Raw genomic sequence first — 23045 nt, 5'->3', positions numbered from 1 at the left:
CGGTCGCTCTTGTTGCGACTTGGAAAGCTAGAACCGATTTGCCCCTAAAAGTCCATGTCCAAAATTGGGTCATCCGGCGAGGGCCGCATCCACGGTCGGATAAATCGGAAATAGCCTTAAGAAACCACTCATTTCGAATACCAAACGGATACGACTGTTAAGGCCGGTCAATGCCATTCGCCCTCCGGTTGCACGGATCTTCTTTGCAGCCGACAGGAAAACCGACAATCCGGTGCTGCTGATATATTCCAGCCCGGCAAGATCGACGATGATGTTGGTATCGCCACGATCGATGACAGCGGCAAGATGACGGTCGAACACACCCGACGTCATGCTGTCTATTCTGCCGTTTGGCGAAACAATAAGGTTGCCCTCTCGGCGAGTCTCGGCGATGTTCATGGCGTTGGTACCCTCGTTATTCACACTTGATCGGGAAACGGCCCGCGTGACGAACCGCAGCATTATTGCCCGTAATGATTTCAGAAAGTGGCGCCCCGCGCCAGAATGTTTTTCAAGGATGAGAGGGAACCGCATCAATGACGTCAGCTGATCCCCTGCGCCAGGAACTGGCCGCGCTGATGCAGCGAGCGCTGCTGCCGCCGCGGTTTCCGGTGCGTCGCGACCTCGAAGTCGAATCCGGCATCGGTACGGGAAACACCACAGTCGCCTTCTACGACCATATTTGGGTGGAAACGCAGATCTTCGCCGCAACGGCGATCCGCGTGCACCAGACCGGCCTCGACGGCGCCTGGACGGCCTCCGGCCTTAGGCAGATGCTGCGGGCACTGCTGACGCGAATCAGCGACCCACACGCTGTGCTTGCAGCCGTCGCCAACCTGGCGCCGCAGATCCGCTTCGACGCCGTCCTGGCTCGGCTCGACGTCGTATCCGGCCAGGTGAGCATTGCGACGACGGGCGAAGCGGGTGCCCGCCTCGGCGACGGCACGGAGGCGTTCGCCGGCCCGTCCGTTACGCCCGGCAGCATCCTGTGGCTGACCGCCGGCGATACGCCCGGCCTGCCCGACGGCAAGGTGCCGATCGAGGGACTTGAAGGGCTGGTGAAGCCTGCTCTGCAGGCCTCCACAGGCGTGGGCTGCGCGGTTCTCTACAAGACTGCCGCCAAATCGAACAGGTCAGCCACCTTCGTCATGACCAATGATTTGGCTGGAATTCCGCCTTTGCTGGAGGATATCGGCCGCTTTTTCCTGCGCCAATCGCTGGACGAAGAGGCGGTTGCCGGGCTTGACGTGGCTTTGGACGAAATTCTGACCAACGCGGTTAACTACGGCTACAAGGATGGCAACGCCCACGAAATCCTTGTGTCACTTTCGGTCGAATCGGGGCTGCTGACCATCGAAGTTCGCGACGACGGAGGGCCGTTCGACCCCTTGAGTGTGCCAGAACCGGACTTGTCCGTGGAGATCGACGACCGCCAGATCGGTGGATTGGGCATGCATTTCGTTCGAACTTTGCTTGACAGGGTGGAGTACAAACGAAGTAATGGCTGGAACGTCCTTTTACTTGAAAAAAATCTGCCCCCGGCCGGAGGAAATGGACAATGAACGCCGCTCGCATGGGAGACATGATCCTGCAGGATGCGCCGCATTGCCATGCGCCCATCCATCCCGCGGCGCTTGTGCCGACGCCCGTGCCGCATCCGGCGCTGCCGCTCGCCATCATCACCGGCCTGCCGACCGTCATGATCGGCAACATGCCGGCGGCGCGGCTGACCGACACGTCGGCGCCCTGCACGCTTCCCGGCTGCGTTCCCGGCGGCCCCGGCATGATCTCCCTGGGTTCGGCAACGGTGCTGATCGGCAACCTGCCGGCGGCGCGCATCAACGACATGACCATGCATGCGGCCTGTGTTGCGCCGATCCCGAGCCCGACAGGCAAGGTTTTGCCGCCGGGATGCCCCACCGTCATGATCGGCGGCTGAGGGTTATCGGGCGTGCGTCGGCATCATTTCGAATCGCTTCGTCCGGCCTGCCCCGTGTGCCGGCGCCAGGGGAACAATTCCCCCGTCGCCATCATGGTGGTGGAAAAGGAAGAGGACGACGACATCCGCAGCGGCATTCTTTCCTGCAGTGCCTGCGGGGCTGAATTCCCGATCATCGATGGCCTGCCGATCCTCGTTCCCGAGGTGCGACGTTATGTCCAGGACAATCTCTTTTACATATTGGCCCGCAACGACCTGACGCCCGCCGTCGAGGGGCTGATCGGCGACGCCGCCGGCCCCGGAAGCGGATTGGAGGCGATTCGCCAGCACGTCTCCTCCTATGCGTGGGACCATTGGGGCGACCGCGATCCAGCCGGCGCCGGCAGTCCGCCGGGCGGCGCCACACCGGGCGCCGTCGTCCGCAACCTCGCTTCCGGGCTCGACATGGTTGCCGCGGACATGCCGGACGGACCGATCCTCGACATCGGCTGCGGCACGGGGAGAACGACGGTGGAACTGGCCGAGCGCACGGGCCGGTTGACGCTGGGCATCGACATTTCGATGTCGCTGGCGCGCAACGGGCGCCAGGCCGTCGTCGGCGGGGTCGTCGATTACGGCTTGCGCCGCAACGGCCTCGTCTACGATCGACGACATTATGCCGCAGGCCACAAGGCGGGCAAGCTGGCCGATATCTGGATCTGCGATGTCATGGCATTGCCTTTCGCGGCCGATACTTTCGCCGCCGCCGCTGCGATGAACGTCGTCGACTGCATGATCGACCCGCGGGCCGGACTGACCGAAATCAGCCGCGCCCTGCGGCCGGACGGGGCGGCCATCCTTTCCGTACCGTTCGACTGGTCAGGTCAGGTGACGCCCGTCGAAGCCTGGCTTGGCGGCCATTCGCAGCGCGCCGCACATGGCGGCAGCCCGGAGGCTATCCTCGACATGCTGCTCTCCGACGGACCGCTTGCAGCCGGCGATCTCAGGCGCAGCGGCCCTTCGCAGGAGGTTCCCTGGCATGTCAGATTGCACGATCGTTCCTGTATGTACTACTCCGCCCACCTTGTGGCGGCCCGAAAAACCGTGAAATAGTGTATCGACCTATAGAAGATTGATATTACGCCGTCGTATAGCGGGGAGTTCCATGCGACTGAAACTTTTGTTGAGAGGCCCCGCACGCCTAATGCAAACCATACCAGAAAAGGTTCTTGAGTCCGGGGGCCTCGTCATAGGACGGTCACCGGAGGCGGATTGGATGATTCCCGATCCCGATCGTGTGCTCTCCAAGGCGCATTGCCGCATCGATCGAACGGAGAGAGGGTTTATGGTGACGGACACGTCAACAAATGGCGTGCGCATTAACGACGTACCGGTGGGGCGCGGTATTCCGGGACTGCTGTCGCACGGGGATACGCTGCTTCTGGGCGACGCCATCATCGGCGTCGAAATCGAAGCGATGTCGGCCGCGGTTGCGGTTGCCGAGATACCGGGCACGGTTGCCATGCAAGCATTGCCGGGCGAGGCCTTTCTCGATGGCCCCTTCGGCTTCGACGACAAGGCGGCGGCACCGGCTGTTACCGTTATACCGGCTGCGGAGGAGGCAGCGATTCAACCGGGCCAAGGCCCGCTCTTGCAGGACTGGTGGGATCCAAAGGCAGCTTCGAGCAAGCCCGAACTGCCATTGTCCGCCGATATGGTGGCCGGAAGTGCCCTCTCGCCGCCGGATGTGGCGGGGGGCAACCAAGGAGTAGTGCCGGTTTCGAGCGGCGAAATGGGGACGCTTTTGCAGGCGGCCGGAACTGTCGACGTGAAGACGTTGATCCGGGTTGTTGAAAAGGCGATGCTGGCTTTGTCAGAAAACGAAAGACAGGTATTTGACGCCAGGCTACGTGACTTCCTCCAGGAGGAGAGGTCGCGTTGGCAGTAGGGTCGTTTCCTATGAATGCCGGGCATGTCCCGGCCATTCGAGGAGCTATGTCGCTTGTCCTCAAGGTTCTGATCGTCTGCGTTCTGGCGGCCGGACTGTCCGCCTGTGGCATGTTCGGCAAGAAGAAGCCGCCGCCGACGGAAATCGAGATCAAGCCGGCGCCGGCCGCTGCAAGCATCGATTTTATCGCGGTCGCCTCGCCGCTGGCCAATCCCGGCCCGGACGGCGTGCCGTCACCCGTGGTGATGCGGCTCTATCAGCTCAACGGTGAAACGAATTTCGTCAACGGCAGTTTCCGCCAACTCTGGGAAGAAGACGAAAAGACGCTGGGCGGAACCATGCTCGGCAAGACGGAAATATACCTGACGCCTGGCGGGGTGGAGCGCATTAAGGCGAACTTGATTGAAGGCACCACGATTGTTGCGGTCGTGGTGGGTTACAGGAATTTTGAGGATGCGAAATGGCGGGCCATGGTGCCGCTTCAGGGCGACAAGCGTTTCAAGCTGAAAGCCGACCTGAAGACATCGTCCGTCGAACTGGGACCGCAGGATTGATATGTCGCGTTTTGACTGGAACAAGAGGGCGGAGTTTTCACCGCGCCTGAGGGGAGCGGACGATGTCATTTGACAAGGTGATATGGTCCGAGGGCATGTTCATCCGTGCCCAGCACTTCCAGCAGGATGCCCGCTACGTCGAGCGCCTGGTGCGCAACCGCACGCGCGGCCTCAGGCCCTACGCGTGGGGCCTGACCGAACTGCGCCTCAACCGCGAACTTCTGTCGATCGGCCGCTTCGGCGTCGAGCGCGCCTCCGGCGTCTTTGCCGATGGCACGCCGTTTTCCATTCCCGACGACGCATTGGAACTGCCACCGCTGCAGCTCAACGAAAATGTCCGCAACAGCATCGTCTACCTGACCTTGCCGATCAGCCAGCCGGGCGGGCGCGAGACGGCCGAACTTTCGGCGGAAACACAGACGCGTTACGCAACCACCGAAATCGAAATTTCCGACGCCAACAGCAACGATATTTCGGCGGCACCCATCGTCGTCGGCAAGCTGCGCCTGCGCTACGCGCTGGAAGGCAGCGACCGCAGCGGCCTCGTCAGCATCGGCCTGGCCCGCATTATCGAGGTCCGCGCCGACAATTCCGTGGTGCTCGACGAGAGTTATGTGCCGCCGGTGCTCGATTCCCAGGTGTCCAACCTGCTGTCCGGCTTCATGACCGAGATCGTTGGCCTGCTCAATCACCGCGGCGAGGCGATCGCCTCGCGCCTGGCCGGCTCCAGCTCCGGCACGGCGTCGGAAATCACCGACATGATGATGCTGCAGACGATCAATCGCTGGCAGCCGGTCTTCTCACATCTGGCGTCGGCGTCCTTCGTCCATCCCGAGCAGCTTTTCATGACGGCGATCGGCCTGGCGGGCGAACTGTCGACCTTCACCAGCGGTTCGCATCGTCCGCGCCCCTTCCCGGTCTATGACCACGAGCGGCTGCAGCTGGTGTTCACGCCCGTCGCCGCCGCCATCCGCCAGGCGCTGAGCGCCGTGCTCGAACGCAACGCCATCGCCATTCCGCTGACGGAACATCGCTACGGCATCCGCGTGGCCGAGGTTCCGGACCGCTCGCTCTATCTGAAATACACCTTCGTGCTCGCCGGAAAGGCGGACATGCCGGCCGAAGCGCTCGTGCGCCGCCTGATCGGCCAGGTGAAGATCGGCGCCGTCGAGCAGATCACCGAACTGGTCAACACGGCGCTGCCCGGCGTCATGTTGCGCGCCCTGCCGGTGGCGCCGCGGCAGATCCCGTATCACACCGGAAAGGCCTATTTCGAGCTCGACCGCTCCAGCCCCATCTGGAAGCAGGTTGCCGCCGGTGCCGGCCTTGCCATTCACGTCGCAGGGGAATTTCCCGGACTCGAGCTCGATTTGTGGGCCGTCAAAGATTGAGGAGGGGAGACGCTGAGCGATCCGTTTGCTTATTACCCCGGTTCCGACGACACGATACGCCGCCCTCTTTCGGGAGAGCAGCCTCGGCAGGCTGCGGTTTTTGTTGAACCACTCGCCGGCAAGGGCTTGGAGCCGCTTGCCCGCCCCGGCGCCTCCGCCGCTTTCTCCGACGATTTTTTCGATCCCAAGCCGAAGGCGCGACAGGGATTTGCGGATGATTTCGGCTTGAACCAGCCGGTGATGGAAAAGCCGTCGCGGCGCGGCGACGCCGCCATCGACAAGGCTTTCGATCTTGCCGCCATCAATCCGCTGGTCAGCGCCGCCTCGCCGCTGCTCTGGCTCGCCGGCCGCCTGAACGAAAGCGCGCCGCCGGAAGACATCCCGGAATTCCGCGGCCGCGTCATGGACGAAATCCGCAATTTCGAAACCGCGGCCATGGCCAAGGATGTGCCGGACAGGCTGATCCGCGTCTCCCGCTATGCGCTCTGCGCCGTGATCGACGACATCATCCTGTCCACCCGCTGGGGCGCCTCCAGCGGCTGGGCGAGCAGCAGCCTTGTCAGCATTCTCTACAACGAGACCTGGGGCGGCGAGCGTTTCTACGACCTGCTGTCGCAGGTGATGCAGCAGCCGGACCAGAATATCGATGCGCTGGAATTGATGGCGATCTGCCTGTCGATCGGCTTTTCCGGCAAATACCGGGTGGCGGAAGGCGGCCAGGGCCAGCTGCAACGCCTGCGCCAGGATCTCTACCGCACCATTCGCCGCATCCGCGGCCCCTATGAGCGCAATCTCTCCGCCGCCTGGCAGACCATGCCGGTGCCGCACCGCGCACCGATCAGCATGGCGGCGCCGTGGGCGGCGGCGTTGTTGCTGCTGCTGCTGCTTGCCGGTCTCTGGGCCTTTTCCAGCATCAGCCTGCGCGCCAGCGTCGAGCGCTCCGCCGAACAGATCCGCGGCCTGGTGCCGAGCATTCCGGTCATGGTCGAACGCGCCGGTATTCCCGACATTCCCGAGCCGGTTCCGCCAGTGCGCAAGACGCAGATCGAGCGGATCACGGAAGCGCTTGCAACGGAAATTGCCGCACGCCGCATCGAGGTCGCCACCGTCGATGACAAGGTGGTCATCCGCATGCTTGGTGCCTCCTTCCCCTCGGGCGGGCTGGACCTGGCTTTGACCGAAGATCCGCTGATCGCCAAGATCGGCGCCGCACTCGATCCGGAACCCGGCCCCATTCTCGTCGTCGGCCACACCGACAACGTGCCTGTCGGTGCCGGCAGCCCGCTCGGCGACAACATGGCTATTTCGGTCGCCCGCGCCCGTTCGGCGGCGCAGATGCTGCAGAAGCATGTCGAGGACCAGTCGCGCGTCAGCTTCGAGGGCCGCGGCGAGACCGATCCGATCGTGCCGAACAGTTCGGCGGAAGAACGCGCCCGCAACAGGCGCGTCGAATTCCAGATCCCCGCGGAAAAGACGCCATGAGGCCGGCCGCGCTGATATCCTGGTTCCTCGGGCTTCTGGTCGCTGCCGGCGCAAGCTGGCTGATCTGGACCCATGCGTCGGATTTCCTGCCGATGGAAATCCGCCAGGAACTGCGTTTCGGCGTGGCGCTCCTTCCGCTGATCCTCTGGGCCATGGTGCCCGTCGTGTTTTCGCGGCAGTTCTTCAAGGCCGCCGGGCCGCAGGAATCGCCGACGCTGCGCGGTCATCGCCGCGCCGCCATCGCCTTTCTCGCCAATCGCGGCGTAAAGGGCCGGCGCGGCCGTTACGCCCGGCCGTTCTTCCTGCTCGTCGGCCCTCCCGGCAGCGGCAAGTCGAGCATTCTCGAACGTTCCGACATGCGCCTCGGCATGCCGATGACGATCGGCAACGCCACATGGTGGGTGGGGCCGGAAGCCGTCTTCATCGAGACGACGTTCGGCATGGAAGAAGCCGTGACCCGCGAGGTCTACGATCTTCTGCGCAGCCTGCGGCCGAAACTGCCTGTCAACGCTACGCTGCTGACGCTCAGCCCCGCCGACCTGACGCTGGCCGATCTTGCCGAGCAGCGCTCCGTCATGCATGCCGTCACCAACAGCCTGCGCATGCTCGATGAGGTGACGAAGACCAGCATCCCCTCCTACCTTCTGCTGTCCAAGACCGACCTCGTGCCGGGCTTCCGCGAATTCTTCGACCGTTACGAACCGCAGGAGCGCGAGCAGCCCTGGGGTTTCATCCTGCCCTACGAAACCATGGCCAAGGGCAAGCCGGCGGTGGAACGGCACGCCGAGATCGACAAGGGTTTCCAGGATCTGCTCGCCGCCATGCGGGCGCGGCACATGGAATGGCTTTCGCGCGAGGCCGATCCGGTGCGTTGCGGTCATCTGCAGGGCTTTTCGGCACAGATCGCCGCGCTGCAGAAGACCATCACGCCGCTGCTCGAGAACCTGGCACCGGAACACGACCGTAACTGGAAGGGCTCGCTGATGCGCGGCATCTTCCTGACCAGCGCCCGCCAGGAACCGCTGTCGATCGACGCGCTGCTGCCGGAACTGTCGCGCCGTTTCGCCATGCCGCGCATCGGCATGCTGCCGCCGGATCTCGGCCTCGACGAAGAAGACCAGGGATATTTCATCACCGGCGTTCTGAAACGCATCGTCATCCCCGAAGCCGGGCTGGTTCTGCGCGGCAAACGCCGCGGCGCCGGTTTCTTCGTGCAATGGGCGCTGATCGCGGCGACCGTGCTCGCCTGCCTCGGCAGCGGCTACTGGATCTTCCGCACCTTCGATGAAGAAATCAAGTTCGCCGGCAACCTCTCGGACCGGCTGGCCGGCCTGAAGCCGGTTGCCAATCCGGCCAAACGCGAAGACCTGCCGGCGCTGCTGCAGAGCTTCCGGCAGTTGCGGCAGATCGAGGCAGCACTTGCGACGCCGCGCCTCGCCGTCTCCTATCCGGTTCCCGGCCTTTCGGTGGGACCGCAGCTCGACAAGCGCTTTGTGCTGGCTGAACGCGGCCTGCGGGTCAATGCGCTGGTCTTTCATCTGGCCGCCCGTCTCGAAGCCGACCTGATCGACGTCAACGCCGATGTCGAGACGCTGCGCAAGCGTCTAGCCGTCGCCACCGATGCCCGCAACGTCGATTCGCCGATCCTTCTCGACTGGGTGGCCAAGAACGCCGCAAGCCTTGCGGCCGACGACAAGGCGACGCTCGAAAGCGAAGCGCCGGTCGCCATCCGCGAAGCCGGCGGCCTGCGCATCGGACCCTCATACCTCGAAGCCGCGCGCCGGCTGATCGCCTACAAGGAAAGCCTGACGTGAGCCCGCGCAAGCTCATCAGATGGCTGGGCAACACGTTGCGTCGCCCGGGGGTGCTGATATCCCTTGGCCTGATAGCGCTGGCGCTGCTGATCTGGTTCCTCGGACCGCTGATCGCCTTCGGCGATTTCCAGCCGCTCGGTCCTGTTTCGGTCAGGCTCGCCTGCCTGCTGTTCATCGCCCTTCTCTGGGGCATCGGCAGCCTGTTCTTCCGCACCGTGCGCAGCAGCGAAGAAACCTCGATGCTGGCGGCGCTCCGCAAGCAGCAGGAAGAAACGGAAGTTGCCGAGGAAAAGGAAGGAGCCGCACTCGACGCGGAAATCTCCGCATTCCGGGAAGCGGTTCGCACCGTCGTGCAGTTCCTGCGCAAGGGGCGCGGCAGCCTGTTCGTCAGCGCCCGCTATTCGCTTCCCTGGTACGTCGTCCTCGGCAACGACAGCGCCGGCAAGACGAGCGTCGTCCGGGCAAGCGGCCTTGCCTTGCCTTTCGAGACCGCCTCGCCATCGGTTGCCGGCACCGTGCATTTTCACATCACCGATCGCGCCGTGTTTGCGGAATTTCCCGGCGCATTCCTGACCCAGCCGGAAAGACGCCTGGCGCTGCTCTGGCAGCGCATGCTCGACTACATCAAGCGGCAGCGCGCCCAGCAGCCGATCAACGGCATTCTCGTCGTCACCAGCACCGAAGAACTGCTGGCGATGCAGGAAGAGCAGATCACCGACTATGCCGCCGCCATCCGCAAGCGGCTGGACGAGACCATCACCCGGCTGCGGACCGTGGCGCCGGTTTATCTGCTGGTCAACAAGCTCGATCTCGTCGTCGGCTTCGAGGAGTTTTTCGAAAGCCTGACGGCAGAAGAACGCACCTCTGTGCTCGGCGTGCCGCTGTCGGCGCTGCGCTCCGTCGATGGCGCCAGTGCCAGCGGCAGCTTTGCCAACGGTTTTTCCAGCATCATCGAGCGCTTTTCGCAGCAGCAGTTTCTGCGGATGCAGGAGGAGCCGGACGAACTCCGCCGCCGGCGGATCTTTGAGTTCACCGGCCAGTTCGCGCTGCTGCAGGCCAGGCTCGAACCGCTGCTGCAGCACCTCGCCTCGACGCATCGTTTCGGCCAGGCGCCGAATATTCGCGGCCTGTTCTTCACCAGCACCAACCAGTCCGGCGAGTTTTCCGACCTGCTCGGCCAGTCGCTGTCGACGAGTTTCGGCCAGCGGCGTGGCGGTCTGGCGCTGCCGCAGGATGTCGGGGTGCGGCGCACCCGTCCGTTCTTCCTCACCGGCCTTTTTCGCGACGTCATCATTCCCGAGGCCAATCTCAGCGGCCTGACCAAGCCGGCCCTGCTGGTGACGCGCCTGCAGGACGTGGCGGCCAACATCGTGCTGTTCATCACCCTGCTGGTGCTGCTCGGCATCTGGTGGCTGGGTTTCAGCGAAGGCCGGGCCTATACGGCGCGCATCGACGAACACGTCACCGTCACCCACGCCAACATCACCGAGGCGACACCCGACGGCAAGATCCCGACGAAATTCGAGCCGGTACTCAACGTGCTCGACCGGTTGCGGACGCTGTCGCAGGAAGTGCCGCGCAGCACCACTTTCGGCCTCTACACCACCGGCTCGGTGCGCCAAGCCTCCAGCGAGGCCTACGACCGCGCCCTGGCCAACCTGTTTTTCCCCTTCGTCTGGGCGTATCTGCGCGACGGGCTGGACAATCCGGCCACGCCGGCGGCGTTGCGCTTCCAGCAGCTGAAATTCTACCTGATGCTGACCGGGACACGCCCGACGGACCAGGAAACGGCCGCCCTGATCAGCCCCGATTTCGCTGCCAACTGGCTGACCTACGAGCGCAATGCCGATATCGACCGACGCATCTCGGCGCATTTCGCAGCACTTGCCGGCACGACGGTCACGGCACCGCCCGCCGACCTGGCACTTGTCGATCGCGCCCGCCGCCGCATCGCCGATTATACGCTCGCCCGGCTTGCCTACGACAACGTGCTGGCCGTTTCCGAGGTCCAGCAACTGCCGATCTGGCGACCTGTCGATCACATGGGCCTGCAGGGGCCGCAGGCGCTGGCGCGCGCCAACAATGGCAGCCTGTGGGACGGGATCCCCGGCATCTATACCCGCAACGGGCTGAAGGACGTGATGCTCGGCACCGCCAACCGGGTGGCGCGGCGCATTGCCGACGACCTCTGGGCCATGGGCACGGCCGATAATCTCGTCGAGCAGGAACGTGAGGCGGCACGCATTCGCGACGGCCTGCTCGATCTCTACCGCGTCGACTACATCACCCAATGGGACACGCTGCTGTCGGATCTCAGCCTCGGCGGCGGAACGGCAGCCAGCGAAGTGGCCCGCTCGATGGCAATCATCACCGGCAACCCGTCGCCGGTGAAGGAACTCGTCACCGCCATTGCCGCGGAAACCGATCTGGAAGCAGCCTCGACGACGGTGCTCGATGCCATCCCCGGTGCCGCCGCCAAGTCCGCGCAGGTCAATACGGCCTTGCAGCCCCGCCGCGTCGTCAATGTCGCCAAGACCATAGCGGAACACTACAAATCCTTCCGCAATGCCGTGACCGCGCCGGAAGGCCAGCAGGCACCGGTGGATGCCATGCTGGTGGCGATGCAGCCGCTCTACCGGATGCTCAACCACGTCGCGACCGGCAACGACGTGCTGGAACTCGGCGCCGAGCCGCAGACGCTGCTCAACCAGCTTTCCGAGCGCAACGGCGAGCTGCCGGCATCGCTGCAGCCGCTGTTTGCCCGCATCATGGCGCAGGTGGCGGCCATTACCGGCGGCAGTTCGCGCGAGCGCCTGTCGCAGATCTGGAAGACGACAGTGCTGCCGCTCTGCGAGGCGACCACGACGGCGCGTTATCCCTTCGATCCCAACAGCATCAACGACACGTCGCTGGAGGATTTCGCCCGGCTGTTCGGCCCGAAAGGCGCCATTGCCGGCTTCCGCGAGAATTATCTCAAGCCGTTCATCGACTCGTCGACGCGGCCGTGGCGCTGGAAGACCGGGCAGCAGATCGGGCTGGGCTACGACGACAAGATCCTGGCCGAGCTTGAAAAGGCCGACAACGTCACGACGATCTATTTCGGCGAGCAGGAAAAGCCCTCGGTGCAGTTCACCATCACGCCGGGCAAGCTCGACATGCGCGCCCGCGCCTTCGTTCTCGACATCGGCGGTCCCGCCCTGCTCTACAATCACGGTCCGCCGGTCGACACGCAATATCAGTGGCCATCGGAAAACATCTCCGTCGGCGCCAACATATCGATGATGCCGGAGCTGGAAGGCGAACGGAACATCGTTTCGCGGCAGGGCGCCTGGGCGCTGTTCCGACTGCTCAAGCTCGGCCGTATGCTGGAAAAGAGCCCGACCGATATCGTTACCTACCAGTTCCGCGTCGGCAGCCGGCAGGTTCTGCTGCGGCTCGCCGCGCCGCCGACCCGCAACCCCTTTGCCCGCGATATTCTCGCCGATTACAGCTGCCCGGTCCTGTGACCGGCGGCGCATATCCATGGCCGAAATCGCCTTGATTTGATCGCCTTGACTTGGCGGAAATTCTTCCGCCAATGTCCGTAAAGAGACCAGCGCCGCGGCATCGAGGCCGTGCGCCGTGACAGAGAGGAATGAGCCCGGCCCATGTCCGATGACCTGCTGGTTCACTATAACCGGGAATTGCTGAACATCCGGCGCGCGGCGGCGGCTTTCGCCAGCGAGAACCCGCGCATCGCCGGCCGCCTGCGCCTTTCGGAAGATGCGATCGAGGACCCGCATGTCGGCCGCCTGATCGAAGCCTTCGCCTATCTGACCGCCCGCGTGCGGCAGAAGATGGACGACGATTTTCCCGAGCTGACCAATGCCATGCTCGGCATCCTCTATCCACATCTCGACCGGCCGATCCCGTCGATGTCGATCCTGCAGATGGACCCGAAGCAGGAACTGCAGGATGTCTACCACGTTCCGGCCAAGACGCTGATCGATACGGAACAGGTCGATGGCGAACGCTGCCGCTTCCGCACCGCCTTCGATGTGGCGCTGCATCCGATCACCATCCGCTCCGCCACCCTGACCGGCCGGCCGATCACCGCGCCGGAAACGACGCGGGCACTCAACGCCACCGCCTGCCTGCGCCTGACGCTGGACGTGTCTGTGCCGGACGGCAGTTTCGCCACCCACAGCCCGCAATCGCTGCGCTTCTTCCTCCGGGGCCAGCCGCAGCTCGTCTATCCCCTCTACGAATTGCTGCTCAACGATGCGATCGCCGTGGCTTTTGCCGAAGGCGCCAACGACCCCGATCCGGTCTTTCTCGATGGCAGCGCCTTTTCGCCCGGCGGCTTCGAGGAGAACGAGGGGCTGTTGCCCTATCCGCAGGCATCACATCTCGGGTACCGGATCCTGACGGAATATTTCGCCTTTCCGGAAAAGTTCCTGTTCGTCGATCTCGCCTTCCCGGCGCGGGAACGCCTGGCACGCAAGGGGCGGACGCTCGACGTCTTCGTCTACCTCAACCGCCCCTCGCCGAGCCTCGAACGCTCGCTGACGGCGGCGGCCTTTGCGCTCGGATGCGTCCCGGTCGTCAACCTGTTTCCGCAAACGGCAGAGCCGATCACGCTCAACCAGAAAAGCCCTGAATACCGCGTGGTCGCCGATAGCCGCAGGCCGCAGGCGCTGGAGGTCTACAGCATCGAATCGGTCACCTCGATCGATTCCGACGGCAATCAGAACGACATGCACCGTTTCTACAGCGTCGAGCATGCCGCCGGCGCCGACCGCCTCAAGGAAGGCAGGAAGGACGAGATCTGGTGGCTGTCGCGCCGTGAGGCGGCGGCCGCGGAAAATCCGGGCAGCGAGGTCTATATCTCGCTCGCCGATCCGGATTTTCGCGCCAGCGTGCCGGCCGACGAGGTGCTGGCGATCGAGACGCTGTGCCTCAACCGTAACCGGCCGGAGCGACTGCCTTTCGGCGGCGGCCAGCCGCAACTGCGCATGGTCGAGCCGATGCCGATGGTGAAATCGATGCGGCTCTTGACGGCGCCGACCTCGACATTGCGGCCGCTGTTCGGCCAGGGCGGCCGTTGGCGGCTCATTTCGCACCTGTCGCTCAACCACCTGTCGCTGGTGTCTGACGGCGGCATCGAAGCCCTGCGCGAAATCCTGCTGCTCTACGATTTCCGCGATTCCGCGGAGACGCGGGCACTGATCGACGGCATCGTCGGCCTTTCCTCGAAAAGCGGCACGGCCCGCGTCCGCAGCCAGGGGCAGAGTGCCTTCTGCCGCGGCATCGATGTCAACATCACCTTCGACGAGCCGAATTTTTCCGGCAACGGCGTCTATCTCATGGCAAGCGTGCTGGAGCGCTTCCTGGGGCTTTACGCCAGCGTCAATTCTTTCTCACGCCTCACCGCACTGGTGAAAGGCCGCACCGGGATTTTGAAGACATGGCCAGCACGCGCCGGCGACCGCGCACTTCTCTAGAGGCCGACCTCTTCGAGCAGCCGCAGCTCTACGAACTGTTTCAGGCGATCCGGCTGATCGAGGCGATGGCGGCGCGAGAAAGCCACCGGCTCGGATTACCGCCGGTCGATCCGGTGGGACAAGGCGTCGATCCGACCAACGCCGCCCTCAACATCCGCTCGGCGGTGCCGCTCGGTTTCGCCGCAGCCGAAGTCACGTCCGTCCGCCGGCCGCGCGGCGGCGGTCCCGTCGAACTGACGCAGACCATCGTCGGGCTGACAGGCCCCTCCGGCGTCCTGCCGCATGCCCTGAGCGAGCTGGTGCAGGTCAGCGTGCGTGAACGCAACATGGCGCTGCGGGAATTCTTCGACCTGTTCAACAATCGGCTCGCCGGCCTGCTCTACAGCGCCTGGGCGAAATATCGTATCAGCGTCGAGCGCCAACGCGCCACGATGCTGGCAACCAGCCAGCCGATCGACCATGCGCTGAAATCGATCGTCGGGCTCGGCCTGCCCTCCACCGCCAACCGCACCGCCGCCCCGGATTCCACCTTCGTGTTCTTCGGCGGGCTTCTCGGGCGCCAGGGCCGCTCGGCCATGGCCATCGAAAGGGCCCTGTCGGGCACGCTCGGCCACCAGTTGAAGATCGAGCAGTTTCACGGCGAATGGCTGGCGATCGCACCTGCCGACCGCAGCCGCCTGCCGCATCGCGACGACCGCGACGGCGCTTTCGCGCGCCTTGGCGACGACCTGGTGATCGGCGAACGCACATTCGACATCCGTTCCACCGTGCTGATCTGCGTGCAGGCACTCACCTACCGGGATTTTCGCTCCCTGCTGCCGGATGGCGACCGTTCGCAGCTCCTGAGCGATGTCGCCGCCAACGCGCTCGGCCCGGACAAGGTTTTCCGCATCCGCCTCGAACTCAAGGCGGCCGAGGTGCCGAACCTGCAGCTCGAAGCGGACAGCCAGAGCCCGACCGCCAGCCGCCTCGGCTGGAATACCTGGCTCACCTCGCCGCAGCCGCGCACGGAGGCCGCAACCACCGAATTTCAGCCCCTACCCCATTTGCGATAGACATATCAGGATCCTTCAATGAACGACTGGACACAAGGTTACGTTTCCGACATCGAATACCTGCCCGGCTTCTACGCGGAGCAGACACCGGTTCATCTCGATGCCACCTGCCTGCTGCGCGGCATAGAGCCGCCGGTCGCCCAGGGCCAGCCATTCACCTATTGCGAACTGGGCTGCGGCGTTGCGGAGACAGCGCTGGTGGTCGCGGCCGCCAACCCGGCAAGCAGCGTCTGGGGCTTCGATTTCAACCCCGCCCACATTGCCCGCGCCCGCGCCCTGGCGGATGCCGGCAAACTCGACAACATCCGGCTGGAAGAAGCCTCGTTCGAGGAACTCAACGCCGGAAAAGTCAGCGACCTGCCCGCCTTCGACTACATCACGCTTCACGGCGTCTGGAGCTGGGTCAGCCTGGAAAACCGCCAGCATATCGTTCGCTTCATCGACCGTTACCTCAAGCCCGGCGGGCTGGTCTACGTGACCTACAATGCCCTCCCCGGCTGGGCGACGGTGACACCGATGCAGCGTATGCTGCTGATGTTTTCGACCATGGGACACGAGCGGTCCGACCGGCGGATCGTGCAATCGCTGGACCGCATGCTGCAATTCGTCGAAGCCGGTGCCGTCGGAATTTCGAGCGAACTGCTGGATGGCCTCAAGAAGGAACGGGATAACGGCAATCTCGCCTACCTGTCGCACGAATATCTCAACGAACACTGGTCACCCTGCTTCCAGATGGATGTCGCCAAGGATCTTTCCGCCGCAAAACTGTCCTTCGTCGGCACCGCCAACCTGCTGGAAAACTTTCCGGACCTTTCGCTGACCGGCGAGCAACGCGACCTACTCGCCCAGCTGCCGCCCGCAGTGGCCGAAACGGCGCGCGACTACTTCATGCTGCGGACGTTCCGCCGCGATATCTACATGCGCGGTCCCCGGCCCATCCCGGAGCGGCGCCTGGACCAGCGGATCAGCGAAAAGCGGCTCTCGCTGGTCGTTCCGCCATCGGCGATCAGCCGCACCGTGCGGATCCCGCGCGGCGAGGCGACGTTGAACGAAGGTTTCTACACGCCGGCCTTCGAGGCGCTGACGGAAGGCCCGCAGACGATCGGCGAGCTGCGCGACCTGCCGCACGCGGCGGCCAAAAGTGCTGCGCCGCGCGAAGTGCTCGGCATGATGGTCGGCACGCGCCAGGCGATGCTCGTCGTCAACCCGGTCTCGGAAGACGCCCTTGCCAGGGTCCGGGCCTTCAACCTCGCGCATCTTTCCGCCTGCGCCGACGAAGGTCGCTCGATCTGCGCCATGGCCGCCGTCGCAATCGGCTCCGCGGTCACGGTTCGCCTGATCGAAATGCTCGCTTATGAAGTGCTGGTGACCGGAACGGCACCGGAGACGGAAACCCTGACGCAGGCCATGTGGGGCCTTCTCGAAAAGCGGGGCGACCGCCTGCGCCAGGAAGGTGAATTCGTGGTGGATCCCGAGGAGAACCGGCGCATCCTGCGGGAAAGCGCCGAATCCATCCTCACCGGCGCCCTGCCCTTCTGGCAACGCGTCGGCGCGATCTGATCGCGCCGATGACGGAGACAAGCCCGCCGGCCTGCCTCAAGCTGCTCCGGCAGGCGGGCGGGCTGCGGGTCTACGAAGCCTTGTCCGCCACTGGCCAGCCGATGGTCGTCAAGCATGTCTTTCGAGATACGGAAAGCGCCGACCCAATCGGCGCCCGACGTTTCGAGCGCGAAAAACGGCTTGCCTCGACGCTTCGCCATCCGCAGCTTGCCGTGCTCCTCGAAGAGGGCGGCGACTGGCTGGGGTTCGAATATCTGCAGCCTTCCCTAGCCGCAGCGGGACAGGCGGCGCGGTTCGGCGACGGTAACGCCGTCGGACGGCTGCTGGGCACGCTGGCGGAGGCCGTGGCCTATCTTCACGCCCGCGGCGTGGTCCACGGCGATATCAAGCCCAGCCATATCCTGTTTCGCGGCGAGGAGCCGGTGCTGATCGATTTCGGCATAGCGGCGCTGACAGCAGACGATCCGCTCGGCGCCGTCGAATTCGCCGGAACGCCGGCCTGGATGGCACCGGAACAGCTGTCGGGAGAGGTCGGGCCACCGGCCGATATCTGGGCGTTGTCGGCCGTCGGGCTCTGGCTGTTGACGGGCGAACGGCCTTTCAGCGGCGAGAGCGAGGAGATCATACGAAAAAGACGGCTGGGCGCCGTTCTCGAATTCGATTTTGCCGCCGCCCGGCGGCAGGCGGACCCGGATCTGGTGGCTGCGTTGGCACGCGGCCTCGGCCCCCCGGAAAGCCGGCCGGCGGCAAGAGAACTTGCCGCCATCTGCCTCAGACGATGACGAGCGCAACCGCCGGATGAAGCTTCTTCAGGTTCGGCAGCGACTTCGACTGCCACGGAATACGGGTCGACCCCTTGACCGACAGACCGATGCCCGGCTGCTTGCGCACTTCGATGGTGAACTTCGCCAGCAGGTTGATGCCGGAGCTGTTCAGGAATTCCAGCTCGGTGAGGTCCAGCAGGATGGTCTGCGGCTTGGACGCCATCACTTCCTGCATCAGCTCCAGGATGGGGGCATAGGCTTCGGTGCCGGAAAGGCGCATCGTTCCCTCATAGTGTATCGCCGCGCCGTCGCTCCACACCCGATATTCGCTTGTCTTGATTTCCATATGACTCAATATACTCCAAAAGCCCGACTTCAGACAAAATCAAGGGCGGCAAAAGTTTCTAGACGAATGTTGTTGCCTTCAGCAACGGGGCTGAATCGCCATCCTAATCGGGCGCCATAGTCGCTCATTAACGTCAGAAGGCCAAGCCCCGATCCACTGGAAAATGCGTCTTCCGCATTGGCTTCGATCCGCTCGATCAGCAGGTCCCCGGGATCGCGCGAGGTCAATTCGGCGAGCAGGGGCTGGAAACGATTAGAGGTTTCCACGTTGATCAGATTGGTGACCTTTATCTCGAAATGGTTTTCCTGAAGCGTCGTTTCGATGACGATGTCACCCGGCGCACGGAACTTGATGGCGTTTTCGAGCAGTTCGTTGACGAGATAGCCGATGCTGTGGCGCGCCTCGTTGTAATCCAGGTTCTTCGCGCCGCAACGCAGCGCGAAGAATTCGCCGAGAAATTCCGATGTCACGCTGCAATGATGCCAGTTGAGGTCGATCGGACCTTCCGCCAGCTGCAGCCGATTGCCGAACGACGTCGGCTCGTTCTTGAAAATGATATCGCCGAAATGGATTGTCATGGCCTTTATCTGTGCCTCATCACTACGAGGGTGATGTCGTCGTGGATCTTCTGGGTCGCAATATGTGCCATCAGGTCGGCGATGATGCCCGCCTTGATTTCTTCGGCGCTGTCACAATCCCTGTATTTGAGGGCGCTTTCGCAAAGCCGCTCCAGCCCGAAGAGTTCGCCCGTCGGGCTTTCCGCTTCGGTCACGCCGTCGGTATGCAGGACGATGATATCGCCGCTGTCGAACGGGATGTCGCGGGTCGCGATGAACGGCGCGATATCGCTTTCCAACCCGATCGGGAAGCCGAGATCGACCGTATCGACCCGTTCGACCTCACCCTCCTTGCGAACGACCAGAACCTCTTCATGCTGGCCGGACAGCGTGATCTGCTTGTCCTGGTAGTCGAGGAAGGCAAGCGAAAGATGCTTGTCGGTCTTGGTCCGCTCGATGTTCTTGTAGATCGCCCGGTTGAGCACTTCGAGGAACGTCCGCGGATCTTCGTCGCCCTGCTCCTGCAGCGCGCGGGCAACCGACTGGACCATCAGCATCAGGACGCCGCTTTCCAGGCCGTGTCCGGTGACGTCGCCGATGCCGACCTTGATCCGCGAGCCGTCGTGCAGCACGTCGAAGTAATCGCCGCCCACCTCGTCGGCAGGTTCCATGTAACCGGCAACCTCGATCTTCTGGATAGCGCCCAGTTCCGCCGGCTTCGGCAGCACCATCATCTGGATATGACGGGCGACATCCAGCTCCGCGCCGAGGCGCAGGTTTTCGCTTTTCAGCTTCTGGTTCAGCGCGTTGATCTCGGTGTTGGCATTCGCCAGTTCGTGGGTGCGTGCCTCGACCAGTTTTTCCAGGTTCTCGGTATGGAAGCGGATCTCCTCGGCCATTCGGTTGAAGGCGACGCCGACGGCGCCGACTTCGTCACGGCTCGGAATATTGACCCGCACCGAATAGTCCTTGTTCTGCAGCCGCCGCGCCGCATCGGCGAGCGCACTGAGACCGGCGGTGATACGGCCGGAAATTGCAAAGACCGCGATGAAGACGATCAGCAGGCTGACCAGCACTGCGATGATCTGGTAGTTGACGATCCGGCTCGTGGCCGAAGACAACGCGTCCTGCGCCGCGATCAGCGACTGGTAGATCTCCTGTTCGGAAACAACGAAGCCGAGCGTCATCGTTTCCTTGACGATGCCCTTGCCGTCCCAGAGGTTGGCCGGCTTGAGCTGCTTGAGCACGACAAGATGCGGTATGTCTTCGCCGTTGCGCTTCAGGTTGATGTGCAGGATCTGCGTGCTGCCGTCGCTCGGCAGCGCCAGCGAGGCGATCGCCTCCTGGGTGCTGGCCTTCAGCGACCGGTCGACGCCGGTGACGCCCTGGCCGCTCTGGTCGCTGGACTTGAGGCCGAGCGTTTCTTCGCCGATCTTGCTGGTGGTGATGACGTTGCCGTTCGACATCGCCAGGAAACCGAAGCCGGTTTCGGCGATGTTGACGCTCTGGACGAGGCCCGAAAGCTGGTCGAGGGTGATATCGACGGCCGCCATGCCGTCGACGTCCTTGCGATCGGCCGTCCACAGCGGATGGAAGAAGCTGACGATCAGCTTGCCGGTGATCGCATCGATATAAGGCGCCGTGGTGACGATATCGGTATCGACAGGGCGGGAAGCGGGATTGGCGATCCAGGACTGCCAGCCCTCATAAACGCCGGGGAAGAAGAAATCCCAGAAGTTCGGTCCGTTATTGTGGCCCGGATACAGCTTGTCGAAGGTCTGCGCCTGCTCGGAATAGGGCGTGGCGCGCATGATGGAGGCCGACTTGGGGCCGACATAATACATCTGCAGCTTCGGCGAGCCGGTCTTCATCAGCGCCGGGCCGAGAAGGCCGAGAATCTCGCTGTTGCGGACCTGGTCTTGCGCCGCCGGGACCGGCTGATGGCTGGGATCGAGCAGATAACCCCAGACGCTGACCGCCGAGGCGGCGCCGGCCGAATTCTGCGCCCAGCCACCCGTCTGGTCATAGACCAGCGAGGTCGAAAAGGCCGGGTTCCGCTCCAGCGCCGTGCCGATCGCAGCTTCGAGTTCCGGATGGTCGCCGAGGGTCTGCATCGTGTTGGCAAGCGTGGTGACGTCGGAATGCACCTGCTCCAGGAGCAGGTCGGCGCGCAACGCAGTCGTCTCGATATAGGTCTTCAGGTATTCCTGGTTGGCCTCGGTCAGACCTTCACCCACCTGGTTGGCGGCGTCGCGCGACAGATGCTGCACGTTCCAGATGGCAATGCCACCGCCGAGAAGCAGGTCGAACAGCACGGCAGCGCCGACGACCAGAATGAACTTGGCACGGAAACTGCGCGGGGAAAGATAGCCTACCTTGCCGAGGCTATCTGGTTGAGACTGTATGTCGGTCATAGCGGCTTCCGTCCCGAGGCTACCCAGATCGGCCAGCCGGCATATCCCTTGGGATGCAGTGCCGCGAAGATATGGTCGTCGAAGCCGCGCTTGAACCGCTCGATGAATTCGGGCGTGTCACCGCGCTGGTTGGCCATGTCACCGGCAAACAGGTTCTTCCAGGACTCGATGATATCGGCGAAATCCTGCGGGTCGCCATCGAGATTGGTGACCATGAAGGATTCCATCTGGATCTTGTCGAAGCCGCTGTCCTGCAGCAGCCGGCGGCTTTTCGGGCCGCATTCGATGTCCATGTTGAAGTGATGCCAGAGTTTTGCGACCTCGGTATAGGTCCACTGGATGGAGTCGCCATGCGGCTCGCCCAGGCAATGGGAGTTCTTCTCGTTGGTCACGTAGATGCGGCCGCCCGGCTTGCAGATGCGATACAGTTCCTTGAGGATCAGTTCCGGCCGGTCGAAAACCTGCAGCGCATGGCGGCAGGTGACGAAATCGAACTGGTTGTCCTCCAGCAGCATCTCCGAGGCGTCGCCATAGATGTATTCGATGCCGGAAATGCCAAATTCCTCGGCCACGCCGCGGGCATAGGCCAGGCTCGACTTCGAATGGTCGAGGGCGACGATGCGCGACGGGTTGAATTCCTTCTGCATCAGCACGGCGAAATCGCCGATGCCGCAGCAGATGTCGGCGACCTTCATGCCCGGTTTCAGGCCATGGCGGGGCAGGATGCTGCGCTCGTGGCGCCAGGTCATCTTCGTCTGCGTGCGCAGCACATGGATGAAATCGCTGTTTTCGACGAAGGTCTGGCCAGGATAAAATTCGTTGTCGTATTCCTCGACGATGAGGTTCGCATTGACGGCGCTCAGCACTCCGAACTTCTTCGTCGACCAGCCCACCACGCTGGAGGTGATGATCTTGATCTTCAGGTCCGGCCGTTCCGTCGCGGCATTGACGAGCGCCGCCGCCAGGATGCGAAACGCGATGTTGTTAACCCGCACCAGCCGCTTGACGTTGATATACAGCGTGCCACGCACCAGACGCAGCGACTGCTCGAGCACCTGCAGGCACTTGGCCATGTCGGCTTCGTGCTGCGGCCGCATCGAGCCGATGAGCGAAAGCTCCTGGCTGTTTTCGTCGAACCGGGCCGTATAGGTTGGCGTTATGGTATCGAGCATCACTGGTTTACATCCTCAAGAGACAACTCTGCAACGAGTTGGATAGCGCGGTCCCCCGCAGCTGCTATGGAAAGGCGGGCCTTGTAGTCGACGGCCAGCTCCATCAGGCCGATGGATGGCTGCAGCGGCCCGTCCGAGAAAAGTGCGGAGTGATACCGCTCGGCAAGGTTGTCTTCGCCCAGCGTGCCGACGGCGTCCTTGTAGAACGCGCTCAACTCCGTATTGCAGGGGATGGTCAGCTCGATCCGGTCCGTCGGCCCCTTGCGCCAGATGCGGCAGACGAAATCGCTGCCCGGCTCGTGAATCCGGAACGCCGTTTCCAGCAACTCATTGAATGCAGACGAGAACAGATTTGAATACAAAAGGGAATCCGTCCTGTTATGGCCGATCATCCGTGCCACGAAAGAGGACAGGCGATCACAATAGGCCCAATTGGACGAAAAACCGTCGATCTGCATGTCGAATTGCAACAACAGCGCGAAGTTTGTTTTTTCTGCTGGTTCCGCTCTTGAATTCATACCGCAATTCCAGTGTAGATTGATCGATCACCCGAAAGATAACCGACCGGACAAAGGTTACAGGAAAGC

The 23045-nt window shown here is 63.3% G+C and carries 19 protein-coding genes; 13 read left to right on the top strand and 6 right to left on the bottom strand.

All coding sequences use genetic code 11. The features are described 5' to 3' along the window. Nucleotides 1-69: 69 nt before the first annotated feature. A complete protein-coding gene (locus ACSQ3I_RS14945) occupies nt 70-399 on the bottom strand; it encodes an STAS domain-containing protein (RefSeq protein WP_109458954.1) in 330 nt (109 codons plus the stop codon). Nucleotides 400-536: 137 nt separating this feature from the next. Between ACSQ3I_RS14945 and ACSQ3I_RS14940 the strand changes: the two genes are divergently transcribed. The 13 genes from ACSQ3I_RS14940 (at nt 537) to ACSQ3I_RS14880 (ending at nt 17987) form a co-directional block, all read left to right on the top strand. Further along, the gene (locus tag ACSQ3I_RS14940) at nt 537-1562 is read left to right on the top strand and encodes an ATP-binding protein (RefSeq protein WP_436000145.1); all 1026 of its coding nucleotides are present in this window, start codon (nt 537-539) and stop codon (nt 1560-1562) included. Next, complete coding sequence (locus tag ACSQ3I_RS14935; RefSeq protein ID WP_436000143.1) at nt 1559-1939, top strand: PAAR domain-containing protein; 381 nt, start codon at nt 1559-1561, stop codon at nt 1937-1939. Before ACSQ3I_RS14940 ends, ACSQ3I_RS14935 begins: the two co-directional genes overlap by 4 nt. 12 nt (nt 1940-1951) lie before the next feature. After that, nucleotides 1952-3031: a methyltransferase domain-containing protein gene (locus ACSQ3I_RS14930; protein ID WP_436000141.1), complete on the top strand. Its 1080-nt coding sequence runs from the start codon at nt 1952-1954 to the stop codon at nt 3029-3031. A gap of 52 nt (nt 3032-3083) precedes the next feature. Next, nucleotides 3084-3866 (top strand): FHA domain-containing protein, encoded by a 783-nt coding sequence (locus ACSQ3I_RS14925; RefSeq protein ID WP_436000139.1) that lies wholly within the window; start codon nt 3084-3086, stop codon nt 3864-3866. Between the two features lie 47 nt (nt 3867-3913). Then, a complete protein-coding gene (tssJ, locus tag ACSQ3I_RS14920; RefSeq protein WP_436000137.1) occupies nt 3914-4420 on the top strand; it encodes a type VI secretion system lipoprotein TssJ in 507 nt (168 codons plus the stop codon). A 62-nt stretch (nt 4421-4482) separates the two neighbouring features. Continuing rightward, the gene (tssK, locus tag ACSQ3I_RS14915; RefSeq protein ID WP_436000136.1) at nt 4483-5811 is read left to right on the top strand and encodes a type VI secretion system baseplate subunit TssK; all 1329 of its coding nucleotides are present in this window, start codon (nt 4483-4485) and stop codon (nt 5809-5811) included. A 126-nt stretch (nt 5812-5937) separates the two neighbouring features. Further along, nucleotides 5938-7293, top strand: coding sequence for a type IVB secretion system protein IcmH/DotU (gene icmH / locus ACSQ3I_RS14910; protein WP_436000134.1), 1356 nt, complete (start codon nt 5938-5940; stop codon nt 7291-7293). Continuing rightward, the gene (locus tag ACSQ3I_RS14905; protein ID WP_436000133.1) at nt 7290-9107 is read left to right on the top strand and encodes a type VI secretion protein IcmF/TssM N-terminal domain-containing protein; all 1818 of its coding nucleotides are present in this window, start codon (nt 7290-7292) and stop codon (nt 9105-9107) included. The genes icmH and ACSQ3I_RS14905 overlap by 4 nt, the downstream gene beginning before the upstream one ends. Next, nucleotides 9104-12613, top strand: a complete 3510-nt coding sequence (tssM, locus tag ACSQ3I_RS14900) for a type VI secretion system membrane subunit TssM (protein WP_436000131.1) — start codon at nt 9104-9106, stop codon at nt 12611-12613. The genes ACSQ3I_RS14905 and tssM overlap by 4 nt, the downstream gene beginning before the upstream one ends. 141 nt (nt 12614-12754) lie before the next feature. Further along, nucleotides 12755-14590: a type VI secretion system baseplate subunit TssF gene (gene tssF, locus ACSQ3I_RS14895; protein ID WP_436000129.1), complete on the top strand. Its 1836-nt coding sequence runs from the start codon at nt 12755-12757 to the stop codon at nt 14588-14590. Further along, the gene (gene tssG / locus ACSQ3I_RS14890; protein WP_436000127.1) at nt 14554-15645 is read left to right on the top strand and encodes a type VI secretion system baseplate subunit TssG; all 1092 of its coding nucleotides are present in this window, start codon (nt 14554-14556) and stop codon (nt 15643-15645) included. The genes tssF and tssG overlap by 37 nt, the downstream gene beginning before the upstream one ends. Before the next feature lie 18 nt (nt 15646-15663). Beyond that, nucleotides 15664-17205: a class I SAM-dependent methyltransferase gene (locus ACSQ3I_RS14885; RefSeq protein WP_436000126.1), complete on the top strand. Its 1542-nt coding sequence runs from the start codon at nt 15664-15666 to the stop codon at nt 17203-17205. Nucleotides 17206-17213: 8 nt separating this feature from the next. Continuing rightward, nucleotides 17214-17987 (top strand): serine/threonine-protein kinase, encoded by a 774-nt coding sequence (locus ACSQ3I_RS14880; protein ID WP_436000125.1) that lies wholly within the window; start codon nt 17214-17216, stop codon nt 17985-17987. Here the strand turns inward: ACSQ3I_RS14880 and ACSQ3I_RS14875 are convergent. From ACSQ3I_RS14875 to ACSQ3I_RS14855, 5 genes are read right to left on the bottom strand one after another with little or no spacing between them, the layout of a single operon-like run. Next, nucleotides 17977-18315: a slr1659 superfamily regulator gene (locus ACSQ3I_RS14875; RefSeq protein WP_436000123.1), complete on the bottom strand. Its 339-nt coding sequence runs from the start codon at nt 18313-18315 to the stop codon at nt 17977-17979. The genes ACSQ3I_RS14880 and ACSQ3I_RS14875 overlap by 11 nt on opposite strands. A 29-nt stretch (nt 18316-18344) precedes the next feature. Continuing rightward, nucleotides 18345-18893, bottom strand: coding sequence for a slr1658 superfamily regulator (locus tag ACSQ3I_RS14870; RefSeq protein WP_436000121.1), 549 nt, complete (start codon nt 18891-18893; stop codon nt 18345-18347). Between the two features lie 5 nt (nt 18894-18898). Then, a complete protein-coding gene (locus ACSQ3I_RS14865) occupies nt 18899-21286 on the bottom strand; it encodes a SpoIIE family protein phosphatase (RefSeq protein WP_436000119.1) in 2388 nt (795 codons plus the stop codon). After that, nucleotides 21283-22458: a methyltransferase domain-containing protein gene (locus ACSQ3I_RS14860; RefSeq protein WP_436000117.1), complete on the bottom strand. Its 1176-nt coding sequence runs from the start codon at nt 22456-22458 to the stop codon at nt 21283-21285. The genes ACSQ3I_RS14865 and ACSQ3I_RS14860 overlap by 4 nt, the downstream gene beginning before the upstream one ends. Then, nucleotides 22458-22976, bottom strand: a complete 519-nt coding sequence (locus ACSQ3I_RS14855) for a ubiquinone biosynthesis methyltransferase UbiE (protein ID WP_436000115.1) — start codon at nt 22974-22976, stop codon at nt 22458-22460. The genes ACSQ3I_RS14860 and ACSQ3I_RS14855 overlap by 1 nt, the downstream gene beginning before the upstream one ends. Nucleotides 22977-23045 lie beyond the last annotated feature (69 nt).

The sequence above is a fragment of the Rhizobium sp. LjRoot30 genome (assembly GCF_964253915.1).
Taxonomy (GTDB): Bacteria; Pseudomonadota; Alphaproteobacteria; order Rhizobiales; family Rhizobiaceae; genus Metarhizobium.
Note: the sequence above shows the minus strand (reverse complement) of the source record. Positions and strands in the feature narration are given on the sequence as shown.